This is a genomic window from Falsirhodobacter sp. alg1, from assembly GCF_000739715.2.
In the GTDB taxonomy this organism is placed as follows: Bacteria; Pseudomonadota; Alphaproteobacteria; order Rhodobacterales; family Rhodobacteraceae; genus Falsirhodobacter.
Genome location: NZ_BBJC02000006.1, coordinates 86,480 through 110,825, shown reverse-complemented (window position 1 = coordinate 110,825; position 24,346 = coordinate 86,480). Strand labels below are relative to the sequence as shown.

General features: G+C 60.2%; 18 protein-coding genes. 13 read left to right on the top strand and 5 right to left on the bottom strand.

The annotated features are described in order from the left end of the window. Positions 1–11: 11 nt before the first annotated feature. Complete coding sequence (locus TR36_RS12300) at positions 12–1,442, bottom strand: amidase (RefSeq protein WP_237763585.1); 1,431 nt, start codon at positions 1,440–1,442, stop codon at positions 12–14. Between the two features lie 241 nt (positions 1,443–1,683). Beyond that, positions 1,684–2,346, bottom strand: a complete 663-nt coding sequence (locus TR36_RS12295; protein WP_045392983.1) for a GntR family transcriptional regulator — start codon at positions 2,344–2,346, stop codon at positions 1,684–1,686. A 245-nt stretch (positions 2,347–2,591) separates the two neighbouring features. Between TR36_RS12295 and TR36_RS15520 the strand changes: the two genes are divergently transcribed. The 4 genes from TR36_RS15520 (at position 2,592) to TR36_RS12275 (ending at position 9,945) form a co-directional block, all read left to right on the top strand. Beyond that, a complete protein-coding gene (locus tag TR36_RS15520) occupies positions 2,592–3,794 on the top strand; it encodes a glutamine synthetase family protein (RefSeq protein ID WP_237763584.1) in 1,203 nt (400 codons plus the stop codon). A 3-nt stretch (positions 3,795–3,797) separates the two neighbouring features. Then, positions 3,798–5,105, top strand: a complete 1,308-nt coding sequence (locus TR36_RS15515) for an FAD-binding oxidoreductase (protein ID WP_045392986.1) — start codon at positions 3,798–3,800, stop codon at positions 5,103–5,105. A 486-nt stretch (positions 5,106–5,591) separates the two neighbouring features. Then, positions 5,592–6,839, top strand: coding sequence for an efflux RND transporter periplasmic adaptor subunit (locus TR36_RS12280; protein ID WP_192841354.1), 1,248 nt, complete (start codon positions 5,592–5,594; stop codon positions 6,837–6,839). A 4-nt stretch (positions 6,840–6,843) separates the two neighbouring features. Next, a complete protein-coding gene (locus TR36_RS12275; protein WP_062763371.1) occupies positions 6,844–9,945 on the top strand; it encodes an efflux RND transporter permease subunit in 3,102 nt (1,033 codons plus the stop codon). A 90-nt stretch (positions 9,946–10,035) separates the two neighbouring features. On the opposite strand, the gene TR36_RS12270 is transcribed toward TR36_RS12275, so the two are convergent. Both TR36_RS12270 and TR36_RS12265 read right to left on the bottom strand, forming a co-directional pair. Then, a complete protein-coding gene (locus TR36_RS12270; protein ID WP_052362667.1) occupies positions 10,036–11,385 on the bottom strand; it encodes a HipA domain-containing protein in 1,350 nt (449 codons plus the stop codon). Beyond that, positions 11,382–11,669 carry a helix-turn-helix domain-containing protein gene (locus TR36_RS12265; RefSeq protein WP_052362668.1) on the bottom strand — a complete coding sequence of 96 codons (288 nt, stop codon included), beginning with the start codon at positions 11,667–11,669 and terminating at the stop codon, positions 11,382–11,384. The genes TR36_RS12270 and TR36_RS12265 overlap by 4 nt, the downstream gene beginning before the upstream one ends. A 321-nt stretch (positions 11,670–11,990) precedes the next feature. On the opposite strand from TR36_RS12265, the gene repA reads away from it, so the two are divergent. The 4 genes from repA to TR36_RS12245 all read left to right on the top strand — a co-directional run bounded on the left by repA (position 11,991) and on the right by TR36_RS12245 (position 17,032). Then, positions 11,991–13,178 (top strand): plasmid partitioning protein RepA, encoded by a 1,188-nt coding sequence (gene repA / locus TR36_RS12260; RefSeq protein ID WP_062763369.1) that lies wholly within the window; start codon positions 11,991–11,993, stop codon positions 13,176–13,178. A gap of 52 nt (positions 13,179–13,230) precedes the next feature. Further along, positions 13,231–14,082, top strand: coding sequence for a plasmid partitioning protein RepB (gene repB / locus TR36_RS12255; RefSeq protein ID WP_237763583.1), 852 nt, complete (start codon positions 13,231–13,233; stop codon positions 14,080–14,082). Between the two features lie 171 nt (positions 14,083–14,253). After that, a complete protein-coding gene (repC, locus tag TR36_RS14970; protein ID WP_082714962.1) occupies positions 14,254–15,396 on the top strand; it encodes a plasmid replication protein RepC in 1,143 nt (380 codons plus the stop codon). A 304-nt stretch (positions 15,397–15,700) separates the two neighbouring features. Next, on the top strand, positions 15,701–17,032 hold the full coding sequence (locus TR36_RS12245; protein WP_062763366.1) for an FAD-binding oxidoreductase: 1,332 nt from the start codon (positions 15,701–15,703) through the stop codon (positions 17,030–17,032). A 72-nt stretch (positions 17,033–17,104) separates the two neighbouring features. On the opposite strand, the gene TR36_RS12240 is transcribed toward TR36_RS12245, so the two are convergent. After that, entirely contained in the window at positions 17,105–18,709 is a 1,605-nt protein-coding gene (locus TR36_RS12240) for a DUF4091 domain-containing protein (protein ID WP_192841353.1), read from the bottom strand. A 596-nt stretch (positions 18,710–19,305) separates the two neighbouring features. Between TR36_RS12240 and TR36_RS12235 the strand changes: the two genes are divergently transcribed. The 5 genes from TR36_RS12235 to TR36_RS12215 all read left to right on the top strand — a co-directional run bounded on the left by TR36_RS12235 (position 19,306) and on the right by TR36_RS12215 (position 24,292). Continuing rightward, positions 19,306–20,088, top strand: a complete 783-nt coding sequence (locus TR36_RS12235; protein ID WP_237763582.1) for a copper homeostasis protein CutC — start codon at positions 19,306–19,308, stop codon at positions 20,086–20,088. Continuing rightward, entirely contained in the window at positions 20,085–21,278 is a 1,194-nt protein-coding gene (locus TR36_RS12230; protein ID WP_062763360.1) for a Gfo/Idh/MocA family protein, read from the top strand. Before TR36_RS12235 ends, TR36_RS12230 begins: the two co-directional genes overlap by 4 nt. 6 nt (positions 21,279–21,284) lie before the next feature. Further along, positions 21,285–22,172: a carbohydrate ABC transporter permease gene (locus TR36_RS12225; RefSeq protein ID WP_045393007.1), complete on the top strand. Its 888-nt coding sequence runs from the start codon at positions 21,285–21,287 to the stop codon at positions 22,170–22,172. Further along, entirely contained in the window at positions 22,172–23,014 is an 843-nt protein-coding gene (locus TR36_RS12220; RefSeq protein WP_045393010.1) for a carbohydrate ABC transporter permease, read from the top strand. The genes TR36_RS12225 and TR36_RS12220 overlap by 1 nt, the downstream gene beginning before the upstream one ends. Positions 23,015–23,077: 63 nt before the next feature. Further along, the gene (locus TR36_RS12215) at positions 23,078–24,292 is read left to right on the top strand and encodes an ABC transporter substrate-binding protein (protein WP_045393014.1); all 1,215 of its coding nucleotides are present in this window, start codon (positions 23,078–23,080) and stop codon (positions 24,290–24,292) included. Positions 24,293–24,346: the final 54 nt, after the last annotated feature.

Sequence of the window (24,346 nt, the reverse complement as noted above, 5' to 3'; positions counted from 1 at the left end):
TCATCCGCGCGTCAGGATTGTGTCATCGGTGGCCATCTGTGCGCCCATGGCTGGGCCTGTTCACATTCGGCGCAAAGGGCGATCAGCGTAGCGTCATGCCCGAACGGTGCCGCGAAATGAACACCGACGGGCAAGCCCTCAGCCGTCCAGTGCATCGGCACAGTTGCCGCGGGTTGCCCGCTGGCATTGAACGTCGCGCAAAAGGGCGAATATTCGAAAACGCCCCCCTCGCCGATGCGATAGGCCTCGTAGTCATCACGGTCATGGGTGAACCTGCCCACCTTTGCGGGGGGTTCGGCCAATGTGGCGGACAGGATGATGTCATATCCGTCAAAGGCCGCGGCCATCTCGCGGCCATAGGCGTGGATCGTTTCCACCGCCTGCAGGTAATCCGCGCCGCTGATCCCCTCGGCATAGCGGATCGCGGCATGCGACAGGCGCTGCAGATCGCCATCCTGCAACCCGCGCCCCCGCCGCGCCAGTGCGCCCCGCACCGAAAGCGCGGTACCGCAGGCCACGATGCGGGTCCATGCCCGCATCATTCCGTGGTGATCGGCCTTCGGACAGAAGGGCGTGACGCTATGGCCCAGCCCCTCCAGCAGGCGGGCAGTGGTTTCGACCGCCGTCCGGCATTCGGGATGGATCGGAGCGCCGGTGAATGTCGTGTCGCATACCCCGATCCGCAGGCGGCGCGGCGGGCGGGCAATGGCCCCGGCATAGGTCATCTCCATGGCGGGGGCCGCATAGGGCGCGCCCGCATCGGCACCGGCGCAGGCATCCATCATCACGGCATTGTCGCGCACGGATCGTGACAGGAACCCCTCGATCGCCATGCCGGCCCAGCCTTCGCCCGCTGCGGGGCCGTCGGGAAACCGGGCCCGCGTGGCCTTGAACCCGAACAATCCGCAGCTTGAGGCCGGGATGCGGATCGATCCACCGCCATCCGACCCGTGGGCGATGGGCACGATACCCGCCGCCACCGCCGCAGCCGCGCCGCCCGATGATCCGCCAGAGGTGCGCGACAGGTCCCACGGGTTGCGCGTTGGCCCGCCATAAACCGCGGCCTCTGTCACCGGGCCGATCCCGCCTTCGGGCGACGTGGTACGCCCGAAGGTCACGGCCCCTGTCGCACGCATGCGGAGAAACAGTTCGCTATCGTATGTATAGCGCGTATCGCGCAGCAGGGCAGAACCGTTGTGGCCGGGAAAATCGACGGCTTCGGCCCCCAGATCCTTGAGCAGGAAGGGCACCCCCCGGAACGGGCCATCCGGCAGACCGGCCCTGATCGCCCGGCGTGCGGCCCCCTCCTGCACTGATACGACGGCGTTCAGATCCGGGTTCAGCTTTGCCACACGCGCCAGCGCGTGATCCAGCAGTTCATCAGCAGAAATTTCACCCTTTGCGACCATCGCGGACAGGGATGTTGCATCTGCTGTTTGCATCGCTTCCATCAGAACAGATCTCTCCCGTTTGGCTAGGGAAAGGCTGTCGTCCGGCAAAAGAGCATGTCAAATTTTAACGGGGTATCGGCCTGACGGATTTCCGGATGCGCGAAATCAAGGCTGTATTTCAGAGGCAAAGACCGCATTCAGAGCAGCAGCAGATCGTCATAGCCCTGTTTTTCGGCATTTTTCCGGCTTGTCGCAAAAATTAGGCAGAAATACAGCGTATCCGGCGCGCGGTTCAGAAGGTCGAGATCGCGTTTTCGGCCCGCCGGATATAGTCCATCCCCTGGGCGATATCGTTCTTCAATGACGCCACGAAGGCCTCACAATCCTGCACTGCCAAAGCGTCGGTCATCTCTTTGTGGAAATCGGGCGCAGCCTCGTTCGAGCGGTATTGACCGGCGATGAACCGCATCGACGGGCCTGATTGCAGCCACAGGATTTCGACCAGCCGCAACAGCGCCGGGGCATCCGCCTTGCGGTAGATATGGAAATGGAACGCGAAGTTTGCCGTCATGTAGGCATCCAGATCCTCTTGCCGGATGGCCGCGTTGACACGCATGTCATGCCCGATCAGGTCCGCAAGGTCGTCATGCGACAGGTTGGCAAAGGCCCGGCATCCGATTTCGGGTTCCAGTTGTATCCGGGCGAACAGGACGTCGCGATGGTTCCGCAGGCTCAGCTTCGGCACTTCTATCGTGCGGCTGTCCACGAAACACAGCGCCCCCTCGGCCACCAGACGGCGCACGGCGTCGCGCACGGGGATGACGCTGATCTGTTCCTCCAGCGCGATGGCCCGGATCGAGACACGGTCCCCGGGCAGATAGCGGCCTTCCCATATCTTCTGCCGGATCTTTGCATGCAGCACATCTGCGACCGTATCGGGTTTGAAATCGCTCATTTCTTCATCGGTCCAATAATCCGGGCAATCCGCAGGCTATCCGGCTTGCGTGATATAACACCTTGGCATTTCCTGTGACACAGCCCCACCCGACGGATTTCCGAATGAACGTGCCTGCGCCTGACATCCTTCGCCGCCAAACAACGCCCTATGTGCTTGCTGCGCATTGCGATCTCAATGGCATATTTCGGGGAAAGCGCGTTCCGGCCAGCCGCTGCGACAAATTGCTGTCCGAAGGGATGCGCATGCCCATGTCGTCAATGGCCGTGGATGTCTGGGGGACCGACATCATCGGCGGGGCGCTGTTCGAGGCGGGGGATCTGGACGGCATCGTGGAGCCGACCGGACGCGGCCCGATCCCGCTGCCGTGGAACACGGGTGGCAGCAGCTTTGTCCCGATGTGGATGCGACGCGAGAATGGAAGCCCGTTTTTCGGCGATCCGCGACGTGTGCTGGCAGAGGTTCTGGCCCGTTATGCCAAGCGTGGCCTGACGCCCGTCGTGGCGCTGGAGCTGGAGTTCCATCTGATCCGCCCGTTCGACGGCATATCGCCCCAGCCCGTTTCACCGCTGCCCGCGGGGCATGCCGGGGGGCGCGATACGATCTACAGCCTTGATGAACTGGGCAGCGCGGAGCCGTTTCTGAACACCGTCCACGCCGATGCCGAGGCCTGCGGCATATCGCTGGAGGCCGTGACAGCCGAAAGCGGGCCGGGCCAGTACGAGGTGGTTCTGTCCCACCTTCCCGATGCCCTGAAGGCGGCGGATGATGCCGTATTCCTGAAGCAGATCATCCGGAACGCGGCACAGCGCCACGGTGTTCAGGCAAGCTTCATGGCCAAACCCTATATGGCCCATGCCGGTAACGGCCTGCATATGCACGTAAGCCTGCTGGATGCAGCGGGGCGGAACATCTTTGATGATGGCGGCCCTGACGGGCAGCCCGTGATGCGGCACGCCGTTGCGGGTCTGCTGGGGGCGCTGCATGATACCGCGCTTATCTTTGCGCCGCATTGCAATTCGGCCCGCAGGCTGCGGCCCGGTACGCTTGCCCCCGTCAACGCATCATGGGGGTATGAAAACCGCACGGCGGCTGTCCGCATTCCGGGCGGGCCCGCATCGGCACGGCGCATCGAACATCGCGTTGCCGGGGTGGATGCCAACCCCTATCTGGTGATGGCGGCCGTTCTGGCCTCTGCCCTTTACGGTATCGAACAGGGGCAGGAGCCTGCCCCCCGGATCGACAACAACATAGGCCCCGGGGCCGATGCCCCCATTCCGCCCGACTGGCGCCAGATGATCGAGGCGTTCGAGCAAAGCACCCTCTGCCGTACTTTGTTTCCCGCCGAATTCATCGCCTTGTTTTCCGCCTGCAAACGACAGGAACTGGGGGTATTCGAGGCAGAGATCTCGCCCCTGGAATACATGACCTATCTGGGGATGATCTGACCGATGCCCCGGAACCACACGACATCCTATTATGCGGCCACGGCGCGGCCCTATACGCCATTTGATCGGCTGGAGGGGGATATCGACACCGATGTGGCGGTAATCGGGGGCGGATTCACCGGCTTGAACACCGCCATCGAACTGGCGCAGCGCGGAATGCGGGTGGTTCTGCTGGAGGCGAACCGGATCGGCTGGGGGGCCACGGGCCGGAACGGGGGCCAGATTACCGGATCCCTTTCGGGCGATACGGCCATGTCGCGGGAATTCAGGCGCAGCCTCGGCACGGAAACCGAGGATTACATCTGGAACCTGCGGTGGCGCGGCCACAGGATAATCCGCGAACGTGTGGCAAGGTTCGGCATTGCCTGCGATCTGAAGCACGGCCATCTGCAGGCCGCGATGGGCGCGAAACACGAACACTCCTTGCGCGCTCTGGCAGATGTGGCCGCCGAACGCGGGATGGGTGACGAGATACGCTATGTCGATCAGGTCGGGGTCCGCGACCTGGTGGACATTCCGCTTTATACCGGTGGTGTGCTGAACATGCGCAACATGCATGTCCATTCCCTGAATCTGGCCATCGGCGAGGCGCAGGCCGCAGCATCGCTGGGTGTCCGCCTGTTCGAGGACAGCCGCGTGACGCGGATCGACCACGGCGCACGCCCCGTTCTGCGGACGGCGCAGGGCCGTGTGACCTGCGACACCGTCATGCTGGCGGGGAATGCCTATCACAATCTGGCCGAAGGGCGGATGCGCGGGGCGCTGTTTCCCGCAGCCCTCGGGATCATTGCGACAGAGCCGTTGCCCGAGGATCTGGCCCGTCAGATAAACCCGAAGGATCTGGCCATCTATGATGACCGCTTTGTGCTGGACTACCACCGGCTTAGCGCAGACGGGCGGGTGATCTTCGGCGGCGGCACGAATTATTCCGGCCGCGCAACCCGTGATATCGCCGCCGAACTGCGACCGGCGCTGGAACGGACCTATCCCCGTCTGAAGGGGGTCGGGATCGATTACCAGTGGTCGGGCCAGGCGGGCATCATTCCGAACCGCATTCCGCATCTGGGCCGCGTCAGGCCCAACGTATTCTTTGCCGAAGGGTATTCCGGCCATGGCATCGCCACCACGCATATCGTGGCAGGCATCATGGCGGATGCGATCACCGGAACGATGGCGGAATTCGACGTATTCGATGCCGTCAGGCGCGTACGCCTGCCCGCGGGCAAATGGGTTGCCCATCAGGCATTGGCACTGGGCATGTGGTACTACACGCTGCGGGAGAGAATGGACACCGGCCGCTCGGCGCGATAACCGCGGCGCGAGAGGTCGATTTGCAGCCGGCAGGAATTCGGTGGCGCCGGATGCGGCTTGAACCCGCCGCTGCGGGCATTTGTCGCATCCGGTACCGCTCTATGGGGTCCCGTTAATATCCTGACCGGTTCGCACCACGAGGCCGGCTGCCCATGCCCCTTGCAGATACCGCGCCCGCCCCATGCGCCCCGGGGGGCTATGCCCCTGCATGACAAGGCCGCGCAGCAGCACCCGTTGGCAGCATTGATCCGCCCAAAGCCGGACCGACCCCTATCGAGCGGTGCCGCTGATCTCATCCGGCAAGGTGTTTTGGCTACGATGAAATTGCCTGTTGCACGTTTCTGACAACTAAGTGATGCGATTTTAGTTAGCATGCGAACTCGTTTTGTGTAGACAGCCTGAAACGCAATCCATTTGATGATTACCCATGCACAGCCCCGCCTGTGCGAAAACCGCAGCCGCTCTCCGATAAAGGATTACGGATATATGATAGCCCTCCCCGACCGAAACGTAATCACTGCGCCTTCGCGTTCCGCCCGCCGGAGCTGGCCCATGGTGCTGCAATCCATTCTGACAATGATGGTGCTTTCGATCCTGGGCACACCTGTTCTGGCACAGGCCCCCCCCGGTGGCCCGCCCGGCGGTGGTGCGGCGCAGCCGATCGAGGTCGGCGTCGTGACGATGGAGCGGCAGGACGTTCCGCGCAGCTATACCATTCCCGGACGGGCGGTTGCGCATGAACAGGCCGATATCCGGCCGCGGGTGGACGGTGTTGTCCAAAGCGTCGAATATGATCCGAACGTGCTGATCAAGGTGGGTGATCCCCTGTTCGTGCTGGATGATGCAAGCTATGCGGCGGCTGTGGCATCGGATGAGGCGGATCTGTCAACGGCACAGGCCGCATTGCCGGTGGCGCAGGCGGCCTATGACCGTGCCGCGAAGCTGGAAGGCTCCGGTGTGACGCAGGCCGATGTGGAAGAAGCGCAATCCACCCTTGCCACCGCCAAGGCAACACTGGAGGCGGCGCAGGCGGCCCTTGATTATTCGAAGGTGCAATTGTCCTGGACGACGATTACCAGCCCTCTGGAGGGCTATGCCGCCACCCCCGAGGTGTCGGTGGGCGATCTTGTCACCAGCGGCCAGACGGATGCGCTGACCACGATCACCAGCCTTGACCCGATCGATGTCGATATTCTGGAAACCAGCGCGCGCATCCTGAAGGTCCGCCGCCAGGCCGAGGCCGGAATCCTGCAGATGAGCGAGAGCATTCCGGCCTCGCTGATCCTCGAGAACGGCGAGACCTACATGACGACCGGATCGCTTGTTGCCCCGGCCCACACGGTATCGACCACGACGGGCACCGTTTCCATCCGCTTCCAGTTCAACAACCCCGATGGTGTGATCCTTCCGGGCATGTTCGTCCGCGGCAAGGTGGAGCTGGGAACCATCAACGCCTATCTTGTGCCGCAGCGCGCCGCCACGCGCGAGATCGACGGCACGCTTTCGGCGCTTGTTGCCGGAGAGGATGGCACGGCCCAGACGATCCGCTTCAACGACGAGGGAAGCTGGAACAACAGCTGGATCGTGACAGACGGTATCGAGCCGGATACGCGCATCATCGTGGATGGTCTGAAATTCGTAAAGGCAGGCAGCAAGATCTCGCCCGTAGAGGCGACGCTGGACGAGAACGGGCTGGTTCAGGACATTTCCGACGCGACTGACGCGGAGGAATAACCGGATGGCCAATTTCTTCATCAACCGACCCGTCTTCGCATGGGTTCTGGCGATCGTGACCATGCTTGCGGGCGTGTTCGGGATCACCTCGCTTCCCATTTCCCAATACCCGGACATCGCACCGACGACGGTGCGTATCTCGGCCAGCTATACGGGTGCCTCGGCGCAGATCGTCGAGAACTCGGTCACGACCATCATCGAGCAGGGCATGACGGGTCTGGACGGTCTGACCTATATGACCTCCAGCACCTCCGAAGGGTCATCCAGCATCTCGCTGGTGTTCGATGATAGCGTGGACCCCGATATCGCGCAGGTGCAGGTGCAGAACAAGCTGCAGCTTGTTGAATCGCAGCTGCCCGACACCGTGACCAACAACGGCATCAGCGTGACCCGTTCCACCACCTCCATCCTGCTGGTGGGGGCGCTGGTTTCCGACGACGGCAGCCGAAGTTCCGTCGAGCTGGGCGATATCGTGGGGCGGCTGATCGAGGACCCGGTACAGCGTCTGGAAGGCGTCGGCTCCATCAACAGCCTCGGCTCGGAATACGCGATGCGCATCTGGCTGGATCCGGAGCGGATGTACCAGTACCAGATCTCGGCCGATGACGTGACGACCGCGGTTGCCGAACAGAATACCAACGTCTCCGTGGGATCTCTGGGCGATCAGCCGGCCATCAAAGGGCAGCAGTTCACCGTATCGCTGAGCGCGCAATCGCAGCTTTCGACCGTCGAGGATTTCGAGGGCATCCTGCTCAAGACCAACGAGGATGGCTCCACCGTCTATCTGGCGGATGTCGCCACGGTAGAGCTCGGTGAGGAGGACAGCACCCTTTCCAGCCGCTTTGACGGCAAACCCGCAGCCGGGTTCGGGGTGAACCTTGCCACAGGGGCGAACGCCGTCGATACCGCCGCGCGTGTGCGCGAGCTGCTGGACAGCATCGGTGAACAGCTTCCGTCGGGGATCAGCGTCGAATACCCCTATGACACCTCGCCCTTTGTCGAGGAATCCATCAACCAGGTCTATCACACCCTGGCCGAGGCCATCGGCCTTGTGCTTCTGATCATCCTGCTGTTCCTGCAGAACTGGCGTTCGACACTGATCCCGATCATCGCCGTGCCTATCGTTCTGCTGGGCACCTTCGGGATGCTTGCCTTTCTGGGCATGACCATCAACACGCTGACGATGTTCGCGCTGGTTCTTGCCATCGGCCTGCTGGTGGATGACGCGATCGTCGTGGTGGAAAACGTTGAACGGGTGATGGAGGAGGAGGGACTTTCCCCTCTGGAAGCCACGCAGAAAAGCATGCACGAGATTTCGAGCGCGCTGGTCGGGATCGTGACGGTGCTTTCGGTCGTGTTTCTGCCCATGGCGTTTCTGGGTGGTTCGACCGGCGTCATCTTCAAGCAGTTCTCCATCACGATCATCACGGCGATGGTGCTGTCGCTGTTCGTGGCCCTGATTCTGACGCCCGTGATGTGCGTGCAGTTCCTGAAGCCTGTTCATGAAAAGCGCGTGCCTGCACCGCTGCGGATGTTCAACACGGGCGTGGACCGGCTGACGGGCGGCTACATCAACGTGGTCCGGCGCCTGATTACCCGTCCTATCCGCATCCTGATCGTGGTTGCGGTTGTTGCCGGGGCCTGCTGGTGGACCTATGACAACCTGCGCACGGGCTTTCTGCCGACCGAGGATCAGGGCGTTCTGATGACGATGGTCACCCTGCCCGATACGGCCACCAAGGCCCAAACCGAAGACGCGGTGAAGGCGGTCGAGGACTACATGCTGAACGACGAATCCGACGTCGTTGAAAACGTGTTCGCGGCATTGGGCTTCAGCTTCGACGGAAACGGCCAGAATGCCGCGATGCTGTTCATCAAGCTGAAGGACTTCGATGACCGGACCGGCACAGCGGGCGAACTGGCAGACCGTGCGAACAGGAAATTCGCCAACAGCCGCCTGGGGCAGGTCCTGTTCCTGCAGCCCCCTGCAATTCAGGGATTGGGCAGCGTATCCGGCTTTACCATGTACCTTGTGGACCGGACGGGGAACGGCACGGATGCGCTGAACGAGGCGGCGGACCAGCTTGTGGCCGACGCGCAGGAGGATGGTCGTGTCACCAGTATCCGCGGCAATGACAACAAGGACACCCCGTCCTTGCGGATGAACATCGACCAGCAGAAAGCCAAGGCATTCGGCATGACGCTGTCGGACATCAACTCGGCGCTGACCACGATCTTCGCCAGCAACTACGTGAACGATTTCACCCTGAACGGCGAATTGCGCGAGGTGATCGTGCAGGGCGATGCCAAGTGGCGGATGCAGCCGGACGACATCGATTCATGGTACACCACCAATGACGACGGAGAGATGGTGCCATTCGCGGCCTTCATGACCAAGGAATGGGTGCAGATCCCGCCCAAGCTGCAACATTACGGCGGCACGCGGGCGCTGGAACTGTCGGGGGCTGCTGCCACCGGCGTCAGCTCGGGCGATGCCATGAACGCCATGGCGGAAATGGTGTCCGATCTGGATGGCGGCTACACGTCGGCCTGGACGGGGCTTTCCTATCAGGAACGTCTGTCGGGCAGCCAGGAACCGCTTCTGTACAGCCTGTCGGTGCTGGTCGTATTCCTGTGCCTTGCCGTTCTTTATGAAAGCTGGACCGTGCCCTTTGCGGTGCTGCTGGCGGTGCCGATCGGCATTCTTGGGACATTCCTCATGACAATGACCTTCGGTCAGTCGAATGACATCTATTTCAAGGTGGGCCTGCTGACGACCATCGGCCTTGCGGCGCGGAACGCGATCCTGATCATCGAGTTCGCGGAAACCCTGCGCAAATCCGGCAAGGACGTTTTCGATTCCATCCTGCTTGCATCGCGCCAACGGCTTCGCCCGATCCTGATGACAACGCTGGCATTCGGCTTCGGCATCCTGCCGCTTGCAACGGCCAGCGGTGCCGGTGCCGCGGCACAGAAATCGATCGGAACGGGAATGCTGGGCGGCATCATCTTTTCCGCCACGTTCGGGATTATCCTGGTGCCGGTGCTGTATATCGCGGTATTGAAAATCGTGGGCAAACTGCCCCGCGAGACTGCAGCGGCCTGACGGGTCGAAACATGCGGGGCCTCTGTCATGGGGGCCCCGCGTTCTACGGGACAGGACGTATGATATCCCTGTTTCGCTTCTGCACCCGGATCACATTGCCGGTTTACGCAGGCGCCCGGCGATGCGCAGGGCATTCGCCTCGATCATATCGGCGGCCTCGGTGACATATCCTGCCGATACTCCCGCAAGCGCCGACACCTCTGTGATGACCGCGATCTTTTGCGCGACGATCGCATCGGCCAGTTCCTGAACACGGCGCCTGATATCGGCCGGCCTGTACCCCTGTGCCAACGCAATCGCATTCCAGTGCCGCGCGGCAATATCGCCGGGCCTGCGCTTTTTCCCGGCGATATTCTGTGCGTGGAACTGGTTCACATGCGGCCAGGGCAGAACGCTTGATACATCGTACAGCGGGGCAAGCCGCGGGGACGGTATCAGGGGAAACAGGATCGAATAATTCTTGGCATGGGCATCCGTATTGGCCACCAGCATATTGAAGATGACCTGATCGATCAGCGCCAGCGCATCGGTTGGCGGCAGGATACGTGCGGTATCGAGAATGCCGCCCAGAGACAAGCCGGGGATCGTGCCGCGTTCATATTTTCGACCGGGGGGGAGGCCGTTCGCCTGGGCAAAATCCTCCTGATGTACGCGGATGATGCCGCGACCCCGTGTCATGCGGCGATCATACCGCAGGCTGCAAAGCGCGCTGCGCGACCCTGCCGTGATGACCGTTGTCTCTGCCGCCCGAATGCCGATGGCGGCCGCCAGCCTCAGGCAGAACACCTCGTTCTCCACGATCCCCGGCAGGTTCGGATTGTCCGGCTTCAGAATGACCGTCGAGGGGGCGCCGTTGCGTGGAATGGCAAGCTGGTCCCCTGCCCCCGGCATCCGGTAAACCGGCAGACCCTGCGCATCAAGCACGGCCAGGGCCGTCTTCTTCTGCCCGCCTGCCAGTGATTGCCGCACGCCATCCTCCCCCGCCAGAAACGGGCGACGGCTCAGATCGTCGATATGCAGGGCCAATGCCGCATCCGGGTCATCGACCCCGTAGAAGTCGGTCAACCGGATATGGCCCGGGGTCCGGTCCGGCTCCAGCGGGCCGAATGAGAGCGCCCCGGCGGTATCGCCGCCGATTTCCTGCAGCACCGCCAGGCTGTCGGATTGATCCAGCCCGAGAGAGCGCGTCAGGATCCGCAGCTGATCCTCTTCCGGCAGAAGGTTCGCGATCCACGGAGAGATGACATCCGTGCCATAGACATCGGTGCTTTTCGGCATCGTGCAGGACAGGGGAAATGCCCCTTCGGTTGCCAGCCATGTATCATCATAGCGAAAGAAGAGCGCCCCGTCAGGTGCGACCCCGATCCTGCCCACCGGAAAGGAATAGAACCAGACCGGCACCTCTGCTGGCGATGATGCGGTTGCAGGTCCATCCGTCATTCAAGAAAATCCGTCAGATCGTGCCCCCTGCCGGTAGAGGGGGCGTTCGCCGTTGTGCCGTCATGCGCCACAAATGATGCAAGGGGCACACGTAGTGCGGTGGCAATCCGGTGCAGGGTTGTCAGTCGCGGATCCCGCTTGCCCGTCTCGATCAGCGAGAGGGCGGCTTGGCTGATCCCGGTCAGACGCGCCAGCTGTGCCAGGTTGAGCTGGGCCGCCGTGCGGGCCGCCCGTACCCGATCGCCGGTTGCCTTCAGAATGGCAGGAGTATCGTGATGATCCATGCGCCCTCTTATCGTTTGCGATAATATATGCCCGTTTGTGCAGGACGCAATCCGATTTTATCTTTTAGGATAATATCGGTCCGGATTACCCGAAGGGTTGCACTATTTATCGAAAACGATAACGAATGCCCTGCCTATCATTCGCGCCATGAATCTCGGAATGATCCTCAAGGTCGCTGTACGGTCTGCGCAAGCGGAGGGAAAACAGGCCGCTGTGTAAAAATTTGCTTGCCCGAATCCGGAATCTCGTCCAATCACTTACGGTAAGAAGCAAATAACACGAGCTGAAGCGTAACACACGGCTCGGACATGAGGGCAGAAATGGCGCGACAGGAACGGATCGACGTTCTGGTGGGCGAACATGCGCAGCGGCTTTCCGAGCGTCTGCAGGCGCATCGTGAGCAGCTTTTCCCACCGGATGCCAGCAAGGAATTGCGCAAATTCACCAGTGGTGAAGTTGCCGATCTGCTTGGCGTCAAGGATGCCTACCTGCGCAAGCTCCATCTTGACGGGCGCGGCCCCTCTCCCGAAACACGGGCCGGTGGGCGGCGCTATTATAGCCTTCAGGATGTGCAGGATCTACGACAACTCCTTGAAAAAGGAACGAAAACGCCGGGTACCTACCTGCCCGGCCGTCGTGAGGGAGACCATCTTCAGGTCATCACCGTCATCAATTTCAAGGGCGGCTCCGGCAAGACGACCACTGCCGCCCATCTGGCGCAGAAGCTTGCATTGGACGGATATCGGGTACTGGCCGTGGATCTGGATCCGCAGGCCAGCTTTTCCGCATTGCACGGATTCCAGCCCGAGTTCGATCTGATTGACGGCGGCACGCTGTATGACGCCATCCGCTACGACGACCCCGTTCCGATCAGGGACGTGATTCGCAAAAGCTACTTTCCAAATCTCGACATCATTCCGGGCAATCTGGACCTGATGGAGTTCGAGCATGATACGCCCCGTGCGCTGGCCGAACGCTCCGCTCAGTTTTTCTTTACCCGCGTCGGTGACAAGCTGGCCGAGGTGCGGGATGATTATGATGTGGTTGTCATGGATTGCCCGCCCCAGCTGGGGTTCCTGACGATGTCCGCACTTTCCGCCGCAACGGCCGTTCTGGTGACGGTGCATCCGCAGATGCTGGACGTCATGTCGATGTGCCAGTTCCTGCTGATGACATCCAACCTGTTGGGTGTCGTGGCCGAGGCCGGCGGCAACATGAGCCATGACTGGCTGCGTTATGTCGTGACACGCTACGAACCCGGCGACGGGCCCCAGAACCAGATGGTCAGCTTCATGCGGTCCATGTTCGGGGATCATGTGCTGAACCATCCGGTCCTGAAATCCACCGCGATTTCGGATGCGGGAATTACCAAACAGACGCTTTACGAGGTGGAACGCGGTCAATTCACGCGCTCCACCTATGAACGTGCCATGGAAAGCCTCAACGCTGTGAACGGCGAAATTGAGGGCCTGATCCAGGCGGCATGGGGCAGAAAGGGAGCAAGCTGATGGCACGCAAGGATTTACTCAAGGGTTTGCTGTCCCCTCCCCCGCGCCGACGATGCAATCTTCGCCGCGGGTCACCAAAGGGGCCATCGGCGCGGTCAGCCAATCCATCGCCGATCTGCGCAATCGCTCGGTGATCGAAGTCCCGATCGAGATGATCGACCACGCAGGCCTTCGCGACCGTCTGGACGACGATCCCGAGGGCATAGCGCTATTGGCAGACTCCATGCGGGAATACGGGCAACAGGTGCCTGTTCTGCTGCGGCATTCTTCTACAGCCGAAGGCCGGTTCGAAATCGTCTATGGCCGCCGCCGTGTAGCCGCGATGAAGCTGCTTGGCCAACCCGTCAAGGCAATGGTCCGCGACCTGAATGATCGTGATCTGGTCATCGCCCAGGGTCAGGAGAATACGGCGCGCAAGGATCTTTCCTTCATTGAAAAGGCCAGCTTTGCCCGCCAGATGCGCGATAACGGATTTGACCGCAAGGTGATCTGTGATGCGCTACAGATCGACAAGACATTGATTTCACGTATGCTTTCGATTGCGGATGCTGTCCCCCCTTCCCTGCTGTCAGCCATAGGGGCAGCGCCGGGTATCGGCCGTGATCGCTGGAAAACGCTGATCGAACGTATGCGTGACATCCAGCCCAAGCAGCTGATCGATGCGGCACAAGGCGCCACATCGGATGCAAGGTTCGAGGCCGTGTTGGCGCATGTGACGAACCGCCCCAAAGCAGCGACGAAGCCCACCCTTGCGGGGGCGAACGGCCCGATCGGGGCAGTCACGCAAACGGCCAGAAATACAACCCTTACATTGTCTCGCACAAAATCTGCCGGATTTGACGACTGGCTGATTGCGAACATGGACAGCATTCACCGTGACTGGCTTCGCCAGCGCGAGGAATGAACCCGAAACAACAAGGAGGCACACCCAGGACAGCAAACAAAAAGCCCCCCAGGACATGACATCCCGAGAGGCCGTTTCGTCGATCTAAGCACTCGTACCTAACGGCAAAAGTTGACAGCTGTCAACACCCGTCATTCCGACGGCTTGGAATTTGCATCCTCGTGAACGCAAATGAAGCATATTGCAACGACGTCCTTTGGGCGGCGCCCGGTTTCTGATGGCCACTTGGCACATCGGAAGTTGGCAGATGCCCCCTGCCCTGACATTACCCTGGATAAATGGGCAATTCTGCGTGACGTATCTGTAGCGCGGAAAACACTGGGCGTTACTGATCGTGATCTGACGGTCCTGCAGGCCTTGGTATCATTCTATCCTGGCCAAACTCTTAACACCGTCCAGCCGACGATCGTATTCCCTTCGAATGCGAAGCTGTCCGAACGCCTGCACGGGATGCCGGAAAGTACCCTGCGCCGGCATATTGCCGCTCTGGTTACTGCGGGCCTGATCCTTCGCCATGACAGCCCGAACGGAAAACGCTTTGCCCGCCAAGATGGCCACGGCACGATAACACGAGCCTTCGGGTTCGACCTGCGGCCCCTGCTGGTTCGCTGCCAAGAATTTCAAAACGCCGCCGAAAACACACGCCGAGAAGAGCAGATCGTCAAAGAGCTTCGCGAAAAGGTTGTGTTACATTTGCGCGATCTGAGCCGATTGGTGCCAAGCAATGACGGTATGGTCTGGGCTTCCATTGTGGAGATCCAACGATCTATCCGCCGTAAGTTGTCCCTAGATGCATTGAAGCATATTGCAGTAAAAGTCGGCAATATGCTGTCTGGAGCAAGTTCCTATATGCCAGACGACGCAGAAGAAATGAGCAGCAATGACAGTCAAAATGAGCGGCACATACAGAATTCAAACAAACTAATATCTGAATCTAAAGCACATCCGAATGTTGAAAAGAGTAATCATTCAGTCACTGCAGCAGAGGTGGTTTCAGTATGCACTGAAGCAAGAAGCTATGCAGAGAATGAGCTGAGAACATGGCCGCAGATAATCAAAGCCGCAGAAAACATCTATCCCATGACGGGAATTGACAGATCAACCTGGATAGAGGCTGTAGAACGAATGGGGCTTGCATCCGCTGCGACAGCTGTACTGTGCATATTGCAGCGTTTCTCAAAAATCACGAGGCCTGGGGCTTATCTTCGTACCATTTCGAGAAAAGCAACTGGCGGGAATTTTGATGTATCGCCTATGGTGCGGGCACTGGTGGGAACGCCAACTGCGAAAGTTGACAGCTGTCAACTTTGTTAGACAGGGTAGTTGCTATGGAACAAGATCAGGACTTTGTACAAAGTAGGAAATTCAGATCCCCAAACATAGCAATTCGCGTGGTGCCCTTTGGGAAAACACAGTGGAGACTATAGTCAGGACGTAAAGTACAGGGGAACGACCACGGGAAGGAAATTTCCTTGCTTGTCGACCAAATCTGAATCACTATTTTCGTACCACCCAGTAGTTCTTTCGAACACTCACCGTCCAAGAATTCTCATCCATTATCTGTTCTTAGCAAAATTATGCATTGCTAAACGTAGCCAACTCAAGGAGCGCCTTTGGTATGCCCGGCCCATATGTAGTTCCAGTTCATGGCAATGCCGATCTTCCCGAAAAGGTAGATGTTGTTGTCATCGGGGGCGGTATTATCGGCGCCTCTACCGCGTTGGAGCTGGCAGAGCAGGGGGTGAAGGTCGCGCTTTGTGAAAAGGGCGGGATCGGCCATGAGCAATCCGGTCGCAATTGGGGGTGGGTGCGTATTACCCGGCGCGATCCGCGCGAGGTGCCGCTGATGGCCGAGGCGCTGCGCATATGGCCCACATTGGCCGAACGGACCGGTCGTGATCTTGGGTACAAACGCGCGGGCATTGCCTTTGCCTGTGCCACCGACAAGGAGTTTGAAGAGCATCAACGCTGGCTGCTGCACCTGAGGGATTACGATCTTGGCAGCCGCATGTTGTCGCCGGCGGAATTTGCGGCGATGTCACCCTCATCGACCATGACCCTGAAGGGCGCACTGTTTACCCTTGGTGATGCGCGGGCCGAACCGCAAAAGGCAGCTCCGGCCATTGCCGAGGCTGCTCGTGATCGTGGCGCCCATATCCTGACGGAATGTGCCGTTCGTGGCATTGAGACAAAGGCGGGCCAGGTCTGCGGCGTCGTTACCGAGCGGGGTGAGATTGCCTGTGACCAGGTGGTGCTGGCCGGTGGGGCATGGTGCAGCCTGTTCGCCCGGAACAGCGGTTTGCGCCTGCCTCAGTTGAAGGTGATAAACTCGGTCATTCGCACCACGCCGCTGCAGGGCGGGCCGGAGCATTCAATCTGGGCACAGGGCTTTTCCATCCGCAAACGACAGGACGGCGGCTATACGGTGGCAAACGGTTTCCGGAATGTGGTCAATATTGTCCCCGACAGTTTTCGCTACATGCGCGATTTTCTTCCGGCGCTCGGGTCGCAGTGGTCAGCATTGATGCTGCGGTTCGGTGGGCAATTCTACGATGAGGCCCGCATTCCCAACAAGTGGTCGCTGGATGAGGCGAGCCCCTTTGAGTATAACCGTGTGCTGGACCCGAAACCCGCGTTGCACCTGCAAGACCGCTCTTTGGAAAACCTGCGCAAAGCATTTCCCGTGTTCGATAAGGCCAAGATCGCACAGCGGTGGGCGGGGGCGATCGATGTCACACCGGATGCCGTTCCGGTCATCTCTGCGGTTGATACGATCCCCGGGTTCTATATTGCGACGGGGTTTTCTGGCCACGGGTTCGGGATAGGACCTGCTGCGGGGCGGTTGGCGGCGGATCTGGTAACGGGAAGCACCCCGCTGGTCGATCCTGCGCCATTCCGGTTCAGCCGCTTCTCAGATGGGTCCAAAATAGAGATCATCAGCGGTTTTTAAGGTGCCGCAGCCCACGCCGGGGCAGGGCGCAGGTATCCGCCGCATATGAGGCGCCGGATACCCGATCCGCAGTTATTGCGTCCGAACCTCTGCAATCGCCTCCACCAGCCTTGCACGCTGGCGGTGGAAATGATTGGGGTCCTGCGGGTAGTGGATCAGCGTTAGGGTCCGATCCGGATCAACGATTGACAGCACGGCGTCACGCCCGGCCAGTGACTCCAGGGTTTCCATCAGCTGCAAATCGACCATTGCTTCTGCCGCAACGCGCCCACGGATGGAATGCCATATGGTATTCTCTGGCCCGGGATAGATGATGAAGGGATCGCCGGCGGGAAAGGCCCCCCCGGCATCGGTTTCGCGAAAGGGGTCAACGGGGCGGGTGGAATGGGCGGTGTTCCAGAAGTTCAGCCCCCAATGCAGGAAGCCGCGCGCCCCTGTCAGCCACAGCTGGCTGCCCAGCACCCGGTTGCGGGCAGGTGGCGTTGCAAAAAAGCGGTTCGCAACCTCACGATGCTGCGCCACGCAATAATAAAGCCAGATGGGGGCAATATCGCGTGCCAGAAAATCACCGGCGTGGTCGATGGAAACCACGGGCAGGGTGACCAGCCCTTTGTCATAAAGCTCGATATCGCTCATGGCATCGATGATCGTGCAGCCTTCCAGCAGTGGCTCGACCACTGCCCGTGCGGCACCAAAACCGGGGGCCATATGCGCCTCGGGTTCATCCGAGATGTGGAACAGGCAGCGGTCCAACCCCCATTCCCGATCCAGAACAGCACGCAATGCCGGGATGAACTGCGACAGGAACAGCCGATATGACGGGTCCGTTGCCGCAACATCCCAGCCAAAGCGCCGTTCCACCGTGCCATCGTGATCCACGTAGATCGCGGGCGTCGCATTCGCGCCCCATTGGGTAAAGAAATGCGGCATCTCGGCGTGTGTGAAGCCAAGGCGCCGCATCCGCGCCAGCCAGTCGATCAGCCGATCAAAATCGAACCTGTATTCACCCGCCGCTGTTTCCGTAATGCCAACCAGTTGCGTGGGCAAACGCTCGGCGCCGATTGCCGTGTCCAGCGGTGGCGTCCAAGCCGGAACGAGGATGGAATTGCATCCGAGGTCACGCGCCGCTTGCATGCAGCTTTCCGCCAGCGCCATGAAGGCCGGGCTGAACGGCTCCGACCTGCTTTGATGGGCGATACCGTCGCAATGCATCCAGATGGTGTTGACGATGCCCAGCTTGTCTGGCCGGATGTCGAATACGGTAATCGGTACCCGGTGCCGGGCAATCTCGGTGCCATCCGTCAACTGCACCACCAGTTCGATGGTTTTCTGACCCGCTGCGGCATCGGGTGCGATATCCAAGTCTACCCAGATCGATTGCCATTGCCCCGGGTACAGCTTCACAGCCTCGCCGATGGGCAGGGGCCGCAACGGGTCGGGCCAAAGCCCCGCATCCGTGCGAAGATAATTCCGATCCTGCTGTTCGAACGCCAGAAACCGCGCGGGAACGAGATCCACGGCAAAGCTGCTGACCGTCACAGAATCCACAGGTGGGGAGGTCACCGTGATAAAGGGGACTACGCCTTCGGGCGGGGCAGGCACAACACGGCCGGCAGTGACCGAGGGAGCAAGCAGCGCAACCTGTACCGACACCCTTCCGCCGGGCCATGTGTTCAACGCGATGTCCATTGAAACAGGCCGGGGCGCGGTATCGGGAAATATCTTTTCAAGCGAGTCACAAAGGACACTGGTCCAACGGGTCCGGGCGGGAAGCGGGGCAGGGGATGGGCGCATGGTCAAATACCTCATTGTTAGTTTTGTTTTCTTATTTATTAGCGTAGCAATCAACAGTATTTTGTCATGCTCTGCGTGCAATGCGTATAAGATGGGCGCGGGCGTTCATCGATCAGTGGCCTTACTCGGAAAACGAACAGCCCGCTGAATACGGTCATGTCTTGATGTCTGCGCGGCATCACGCCAAAGAACATTTACCATTTTAAACAATAGGATGAGTATATCATACATTCTGCTGCGTGCATTTCCATGCTTACTGCGGTGCCTGCATATACCCCCCACATTACAACCCTCGGCACGCTTCTTGCGCAGTCAAGCAAGCCCTGTATGAATATGGCCCTCCATGGTTTGCTATCAGATTTCGATCATTCCCGCCTATAAATGATGCATATCGAACGCATCTATTATTAACGGCGTCAAAAATATGTTGCAAAACAAACATTGATAGGTCAGCTTGCTTACAAACGTGGAGCTGTCATTTGTCTGCCATCCATCGCTTATCCTCCGTGTCGCCATCGCAGGCCCATCCGCAGGTCTTGCTCGAAGTGTGTGTGGATCGTCTGTCGGACGCCCATGTCGCGATCGAGGGCGGATGTGACCGGTTAGAGCTCTGTTCGGCACTGGCGTTGGGCGGGCTTACGCCTTCTGCCGCGATGATGCAGCAGGCGGCAAAGCTTTCGGTGCCCGTCATTGCCCTGATCCGTCCCTGCGTGGGCGGTTTCATGATGACCGGGGCAGAACTGGACGTGATGTGCCAGGATGTTGCCTATGCACGCCAGCTCGGGCTGGCCGGTGTTGGCGTCGGGGTTCTGGACAAAAACAACCGTCTGGACCCAACGGCGACGGCACGGCTGCGCGATGCAGCGGGCGATATGGAATTCGTCCTGATCCGCGCGTTCGATATGACGCAGGATCTGGTGCAGGCGGTCGAGGATGCGGTGGCGCTCGGCTTCGATCGTATCCTTACCTCAGGCAGTGCCCCGACTGCGGCAGAGGGCGCCGACATGCTGGCGCGTCTGGTGCAGATCGCGGCGGCCCGTATCGAGATCCTGCCCGGTTCGGGGATCACCGCCGAAAATGCGCCGGACATCCTGACGCGGACGGGCGCGCACAGCCTGCACGCCTCTTGTACCACGGCGCATCCCGCCACCGCGCGCGAGGTGAGCATGGGCTTCGCGCCGGCAGGTGGCCTGCGCCGCACGGATGCCGCAAAGGTCCGCGCGCTCAGACAAGCCATTCTGGCAGGAAGGAACGACATATGAAGGTCGGTATCGTCGGGCTGGGTGCCCGCATCTCGCATGTTGCGACGCTGTTCGCCCAGACCAAGGCGGATTACGAATTCACCGCATTCGCGGATCCGACCCCCGCAGGCCGCGATTATCTGGAGGGAGAGATCGGGCGCGAACTGACCGCATATGACACGCTGGAACAGATGCTGGCGTCCGAGACACTGGACATGCTGATGGTCGGTTCTCCGAACCATATGCATCTGGATCATCTGCGCGCGGCCATCGAGGCGGATATTCCCTACATCTTTGCAGAAAAGCCCGTGGTGATCAGCGAGGAGGAAACCTTCGAGCTGTTGGAACTGATGCGCGATCATGGCGGCCACCAGCGTGTGATGATCGGCCTGGTGCTGCGCTACTCGCCGCTCTACGTGATGTTGCAGCAGGCCAAGGCCAGCGGCCAGTTGGGGGATATCGCCTCGATCGAGGCATCTGAACATATCGCCGGGTATCACGGCTCGTTCTTCATGCGGGACTGGCGGCGCCATTCGAAATATTCCGGCGGCTTCATGCTGGAAAAGTGCTGCCATGACATCGACCTGTATCAGGGGCTGGTCGGATGCAGGCCACGCTACGTATCCTCTTTCGGCGGACGCAAAAGCTTTGTTCCGGCCAACCGCCCGGAACGGATGCCGGACTATGAAATGCTGGGCGCCGATCGTCTGCCCGCCGGATCACGGCGGATGAACAGCTATGTACCCCGTTGGGGTGGGTCCGAAGCTGTCTTCGAAAGCGATGGGGACATCGTGGATTACCAGACAGCACTTGTGGAATATGAAAACGGCACCGCGCTGACCTTCCATACCAATCTGAACGTCCCTGATGAATTCCGCCGTTTTGCCGTCATGGGCACCCGTGGCATGGCCGAGGGCGACTTCATCCGCAACACGTTCAAACTGACGGATGCGTTCACCGAAAGGACGATCAGCGAGAACGACCACGTCGGCCCCACACGGCACAACCATTACGGGGCCGATGATGCCATGGCCCGCGATATTGCCGCATGGATCGATGAGGGCATTCCGCTGAAGGTCACCGTGCTCGATGCGCTGGAGGCCGGGCTGACGGCACTGGCCATGGACCGTGCCCGCGTGACCCGCAGCGTGGTCGATATGGCCGAGACATGGCGAAAATTCGACAGCTACGGCCTGCACAAAAAGGAATGATCCAGAATGTCCCAGCCCAGCAAACCGATCGACTGGTTTCCCTATCTGCTGCTTGTGCCCGCGGTCGTGATTACCCTGGTCATCGTGGCATGGCCACTCGCGGAAACGCTGCGGCTGTCCTTTACCGACGCATCGATGAATCCCGAAACCCATTATGTCGGGCTTGAAAATTATCAGAAGATGTTTGCCCGCAACTTCCCCGAGGTGGTGGGCCGCACCTTTGCCTGGATGGTGATCGGCGTCACGCTGAAGATGGTGGTCGGTCTGCTGGCGGCGGTTCTCCTGAATGCGGCCGTGCCGGGGCGCACGCTGATGCGCATCCTGATCATGCCGCCGTGGATCGTTCCGATCGCGATCGGCGTGTTCATATGGGGATGGATGTACAACGGCCAGTTCGGCATGATTTCGGGTCTGGGCCAACGCATCGGGCTTCTGTCCGGCCCGTTCGAGTTTCTGGCCTTCAAGAATTCCGCCTTCATGGCGACGATCGTCACCGATGTCTGGATCGGCACGCCGCTGGTCGCCGTATATCTGCTGGCCGCCATGCAAAGCGTGCCGCGCGATCTGTATGAGGCGGCATGGACCGACGGCGCATCGCGGTTCTACCGGTTCCGCCGCATCACGATGCCGATGATCATGCCGGCCATGGCCACGATGTCGCTGCTTTCCGCGATCTGGACGTTCAATTCCTTCGACATCATCTGGATCCTGACCGAGGGCGGCCCGCGCAACGCCACCACGACGATGATCATCGATACCTACAAGACCGCCATTTCCCGCTTCCGCTATGGGGAGGGGTCTGCCCGCGCGGTGATGATCGTGATCTTCCTGACCATTTTCTCGCTTCTGTATTTCGCCATGATCCGCAAGCTTTCGAAGAAAGGGGCCATGTGATGATCGACCGTTATCGCTGGTGGGAATATGTCCTCATCTATCTTGGTCTGGGGCTGCTGCTGGTCTTCGTACTGGCTCCCTTCGTCGAGGCGTTCCTTGTCTCGCTCCGGCCATTGGACGGGTTGTTCTCCATCCCCTACCGCTTCGTTACCGAAGGCATGTCGTTCGACGCCTATTTCACCATGTGGAAATCGGTGCCGCTGCTGTGGCGCTACATGCTGAACTCGTTCTTCATCGCGGCGGCTGTCACCGTGCTGGGGCTGATGGCGATCATACCGGCGTCCTACGCCTTTTCACGGTTCGAATTCAAAGGCCGCAACGTGATGATGGGCTGCTTTCTGGCCGTCAACATGGTCTCCGGCGCCGTGCTGATCATTCCGCTGTACAAGGTGATGCAGAACCTCGGGTTGCTGAACACCTATTTCGCCATGATCGCGCCGGGGGTGGCCTTTGTCATTCCCACGGGGATCTGGCTGCTGCGCTCCTATCTGATGAAGATCCCGCCCGAGCTGGAGGAGGCTGCGCTGGTTGACGGGGCAGGGCGCCTTTACACGCTGGTCCGGGTCATCATTCCGGTGGCGATGCCGGGGATCATGGTCGTCGCCATCACCACCTTCATCGCGGCCTATGCGCAGCAGTTCCTTTATGCGCTGACTTTCAATTCGGTCAACGAACTGAATCCGCTGCCCGTCGGCCTCTACCAGTTCTTCGGCCGCCAGCATGTGGTCTGGAACGAGCTGATGGCAGCCAGCCTCGTAGGCATCCTGCCCGTCCTGCTGCTGTACGTCTTTTTGCAGAAATACATCGTTGCCGGTCTGACGGCGGGTGCGGTGAAATCCTGAGTTGGGCCGCCCCGGCCCGACTTTCTAAAATAATAAAATTAGATCAACAGGAAGTTTGAAGACATGAAAAAACTCACATCAATTCTGGGCGCCGCTGTCGTGGCCGGCACATCGGCCACCGGTGCCTTTGCCGCCGAGCCGCTGCATATGATCATGTGCGGCGATGACACGACCCCCGGCATTCCGGTGCAGCAGGGCTTCATCGATGAATGGGTGGAACAGAACCCCGACTTCACGGTCAACGTCGAATATGTTCCGTGGGGGCAATGCCAGGAAAAATCCATGACGCTGGCATCCGCAGGCAATCCGCCGGCGCTGGCCTACATGGGGTCCCGTACGCTGAAGCAGCTGGCCACGAACGGGCTGATCGTTCCGGTCGATCTGACGGATGAGGAAAAGGCAAGCTACGCCGCCCCGATCCTCGGCACCGTATCCTTTGATGGCAAGGCCTGGGGCCTGCCGCGCGCGTTTTCGACCAAGGCGCTGTTCTACAACAAGGCCCTGTTCCGCGAGGCCGGCCTCGACCCCGAAAGCCCCCCCACCACCTTTGACGAACTGCTTGCCGCCGCAAAGGCCGTCACGGAAAACACCGGGGCCGCAGGCTACGGCATGGCAGCCGCCTCGTTCGACAACACGATGCACCAGTTCCTGAACCTGATGTATTCGAACGGTGGTCAGGTGGTTGATGAGGACGGGAATTTCGCCTTCGACAGCGAGAACAACATCCAGACCATGACGCTGGTCCAGAACCTGGCCCCTTATTCCGAGCCGGGCCCCGTGGCCTACAACCGCGGCAAGCTGGAAACCCTGTTCGCGGAACAGAAGATTTCCATGATGATCGACGGCCACTGGCTGCTTGACCGGATTCCCGATGATGTCGAATGGGGCATCACGCCGGTACCTGCCGGTCCGATGGGATCGTCCTCGTCGCTGCTCATCACCGACAGCCTGGCCGTGTTCAAGAATTCGGGCGTCGAGGAGGCGGCCCTGTCGCTGGCGAAATACCTGACCGATCCCGATCACCAGATGGCCTTCGACATTGCCGAAGGGTACACGCCCATCCGCGAGGGCAAGGCCGTGGATGATCTGCTGGCAGGGGATGCAAGCTGGTCCACCTTCATCGACATCGTCTCCAAGGGCGGCCCCGAACCGCTGGTGAACGATTATGTCGCCATGCAGGATGCGATCGTCGAGGCCATCCAGGGCGTCGTATTGGGCGAGGTGGAGCCTGACGAAGCCGTCGAGGTTGCGCAGGAAGAACTGGAATACGTCCAGTAACACGCGGATATGCGGCGCAGGCCCAGCCCTGCGCCGCATCGACCAGAATTTTGG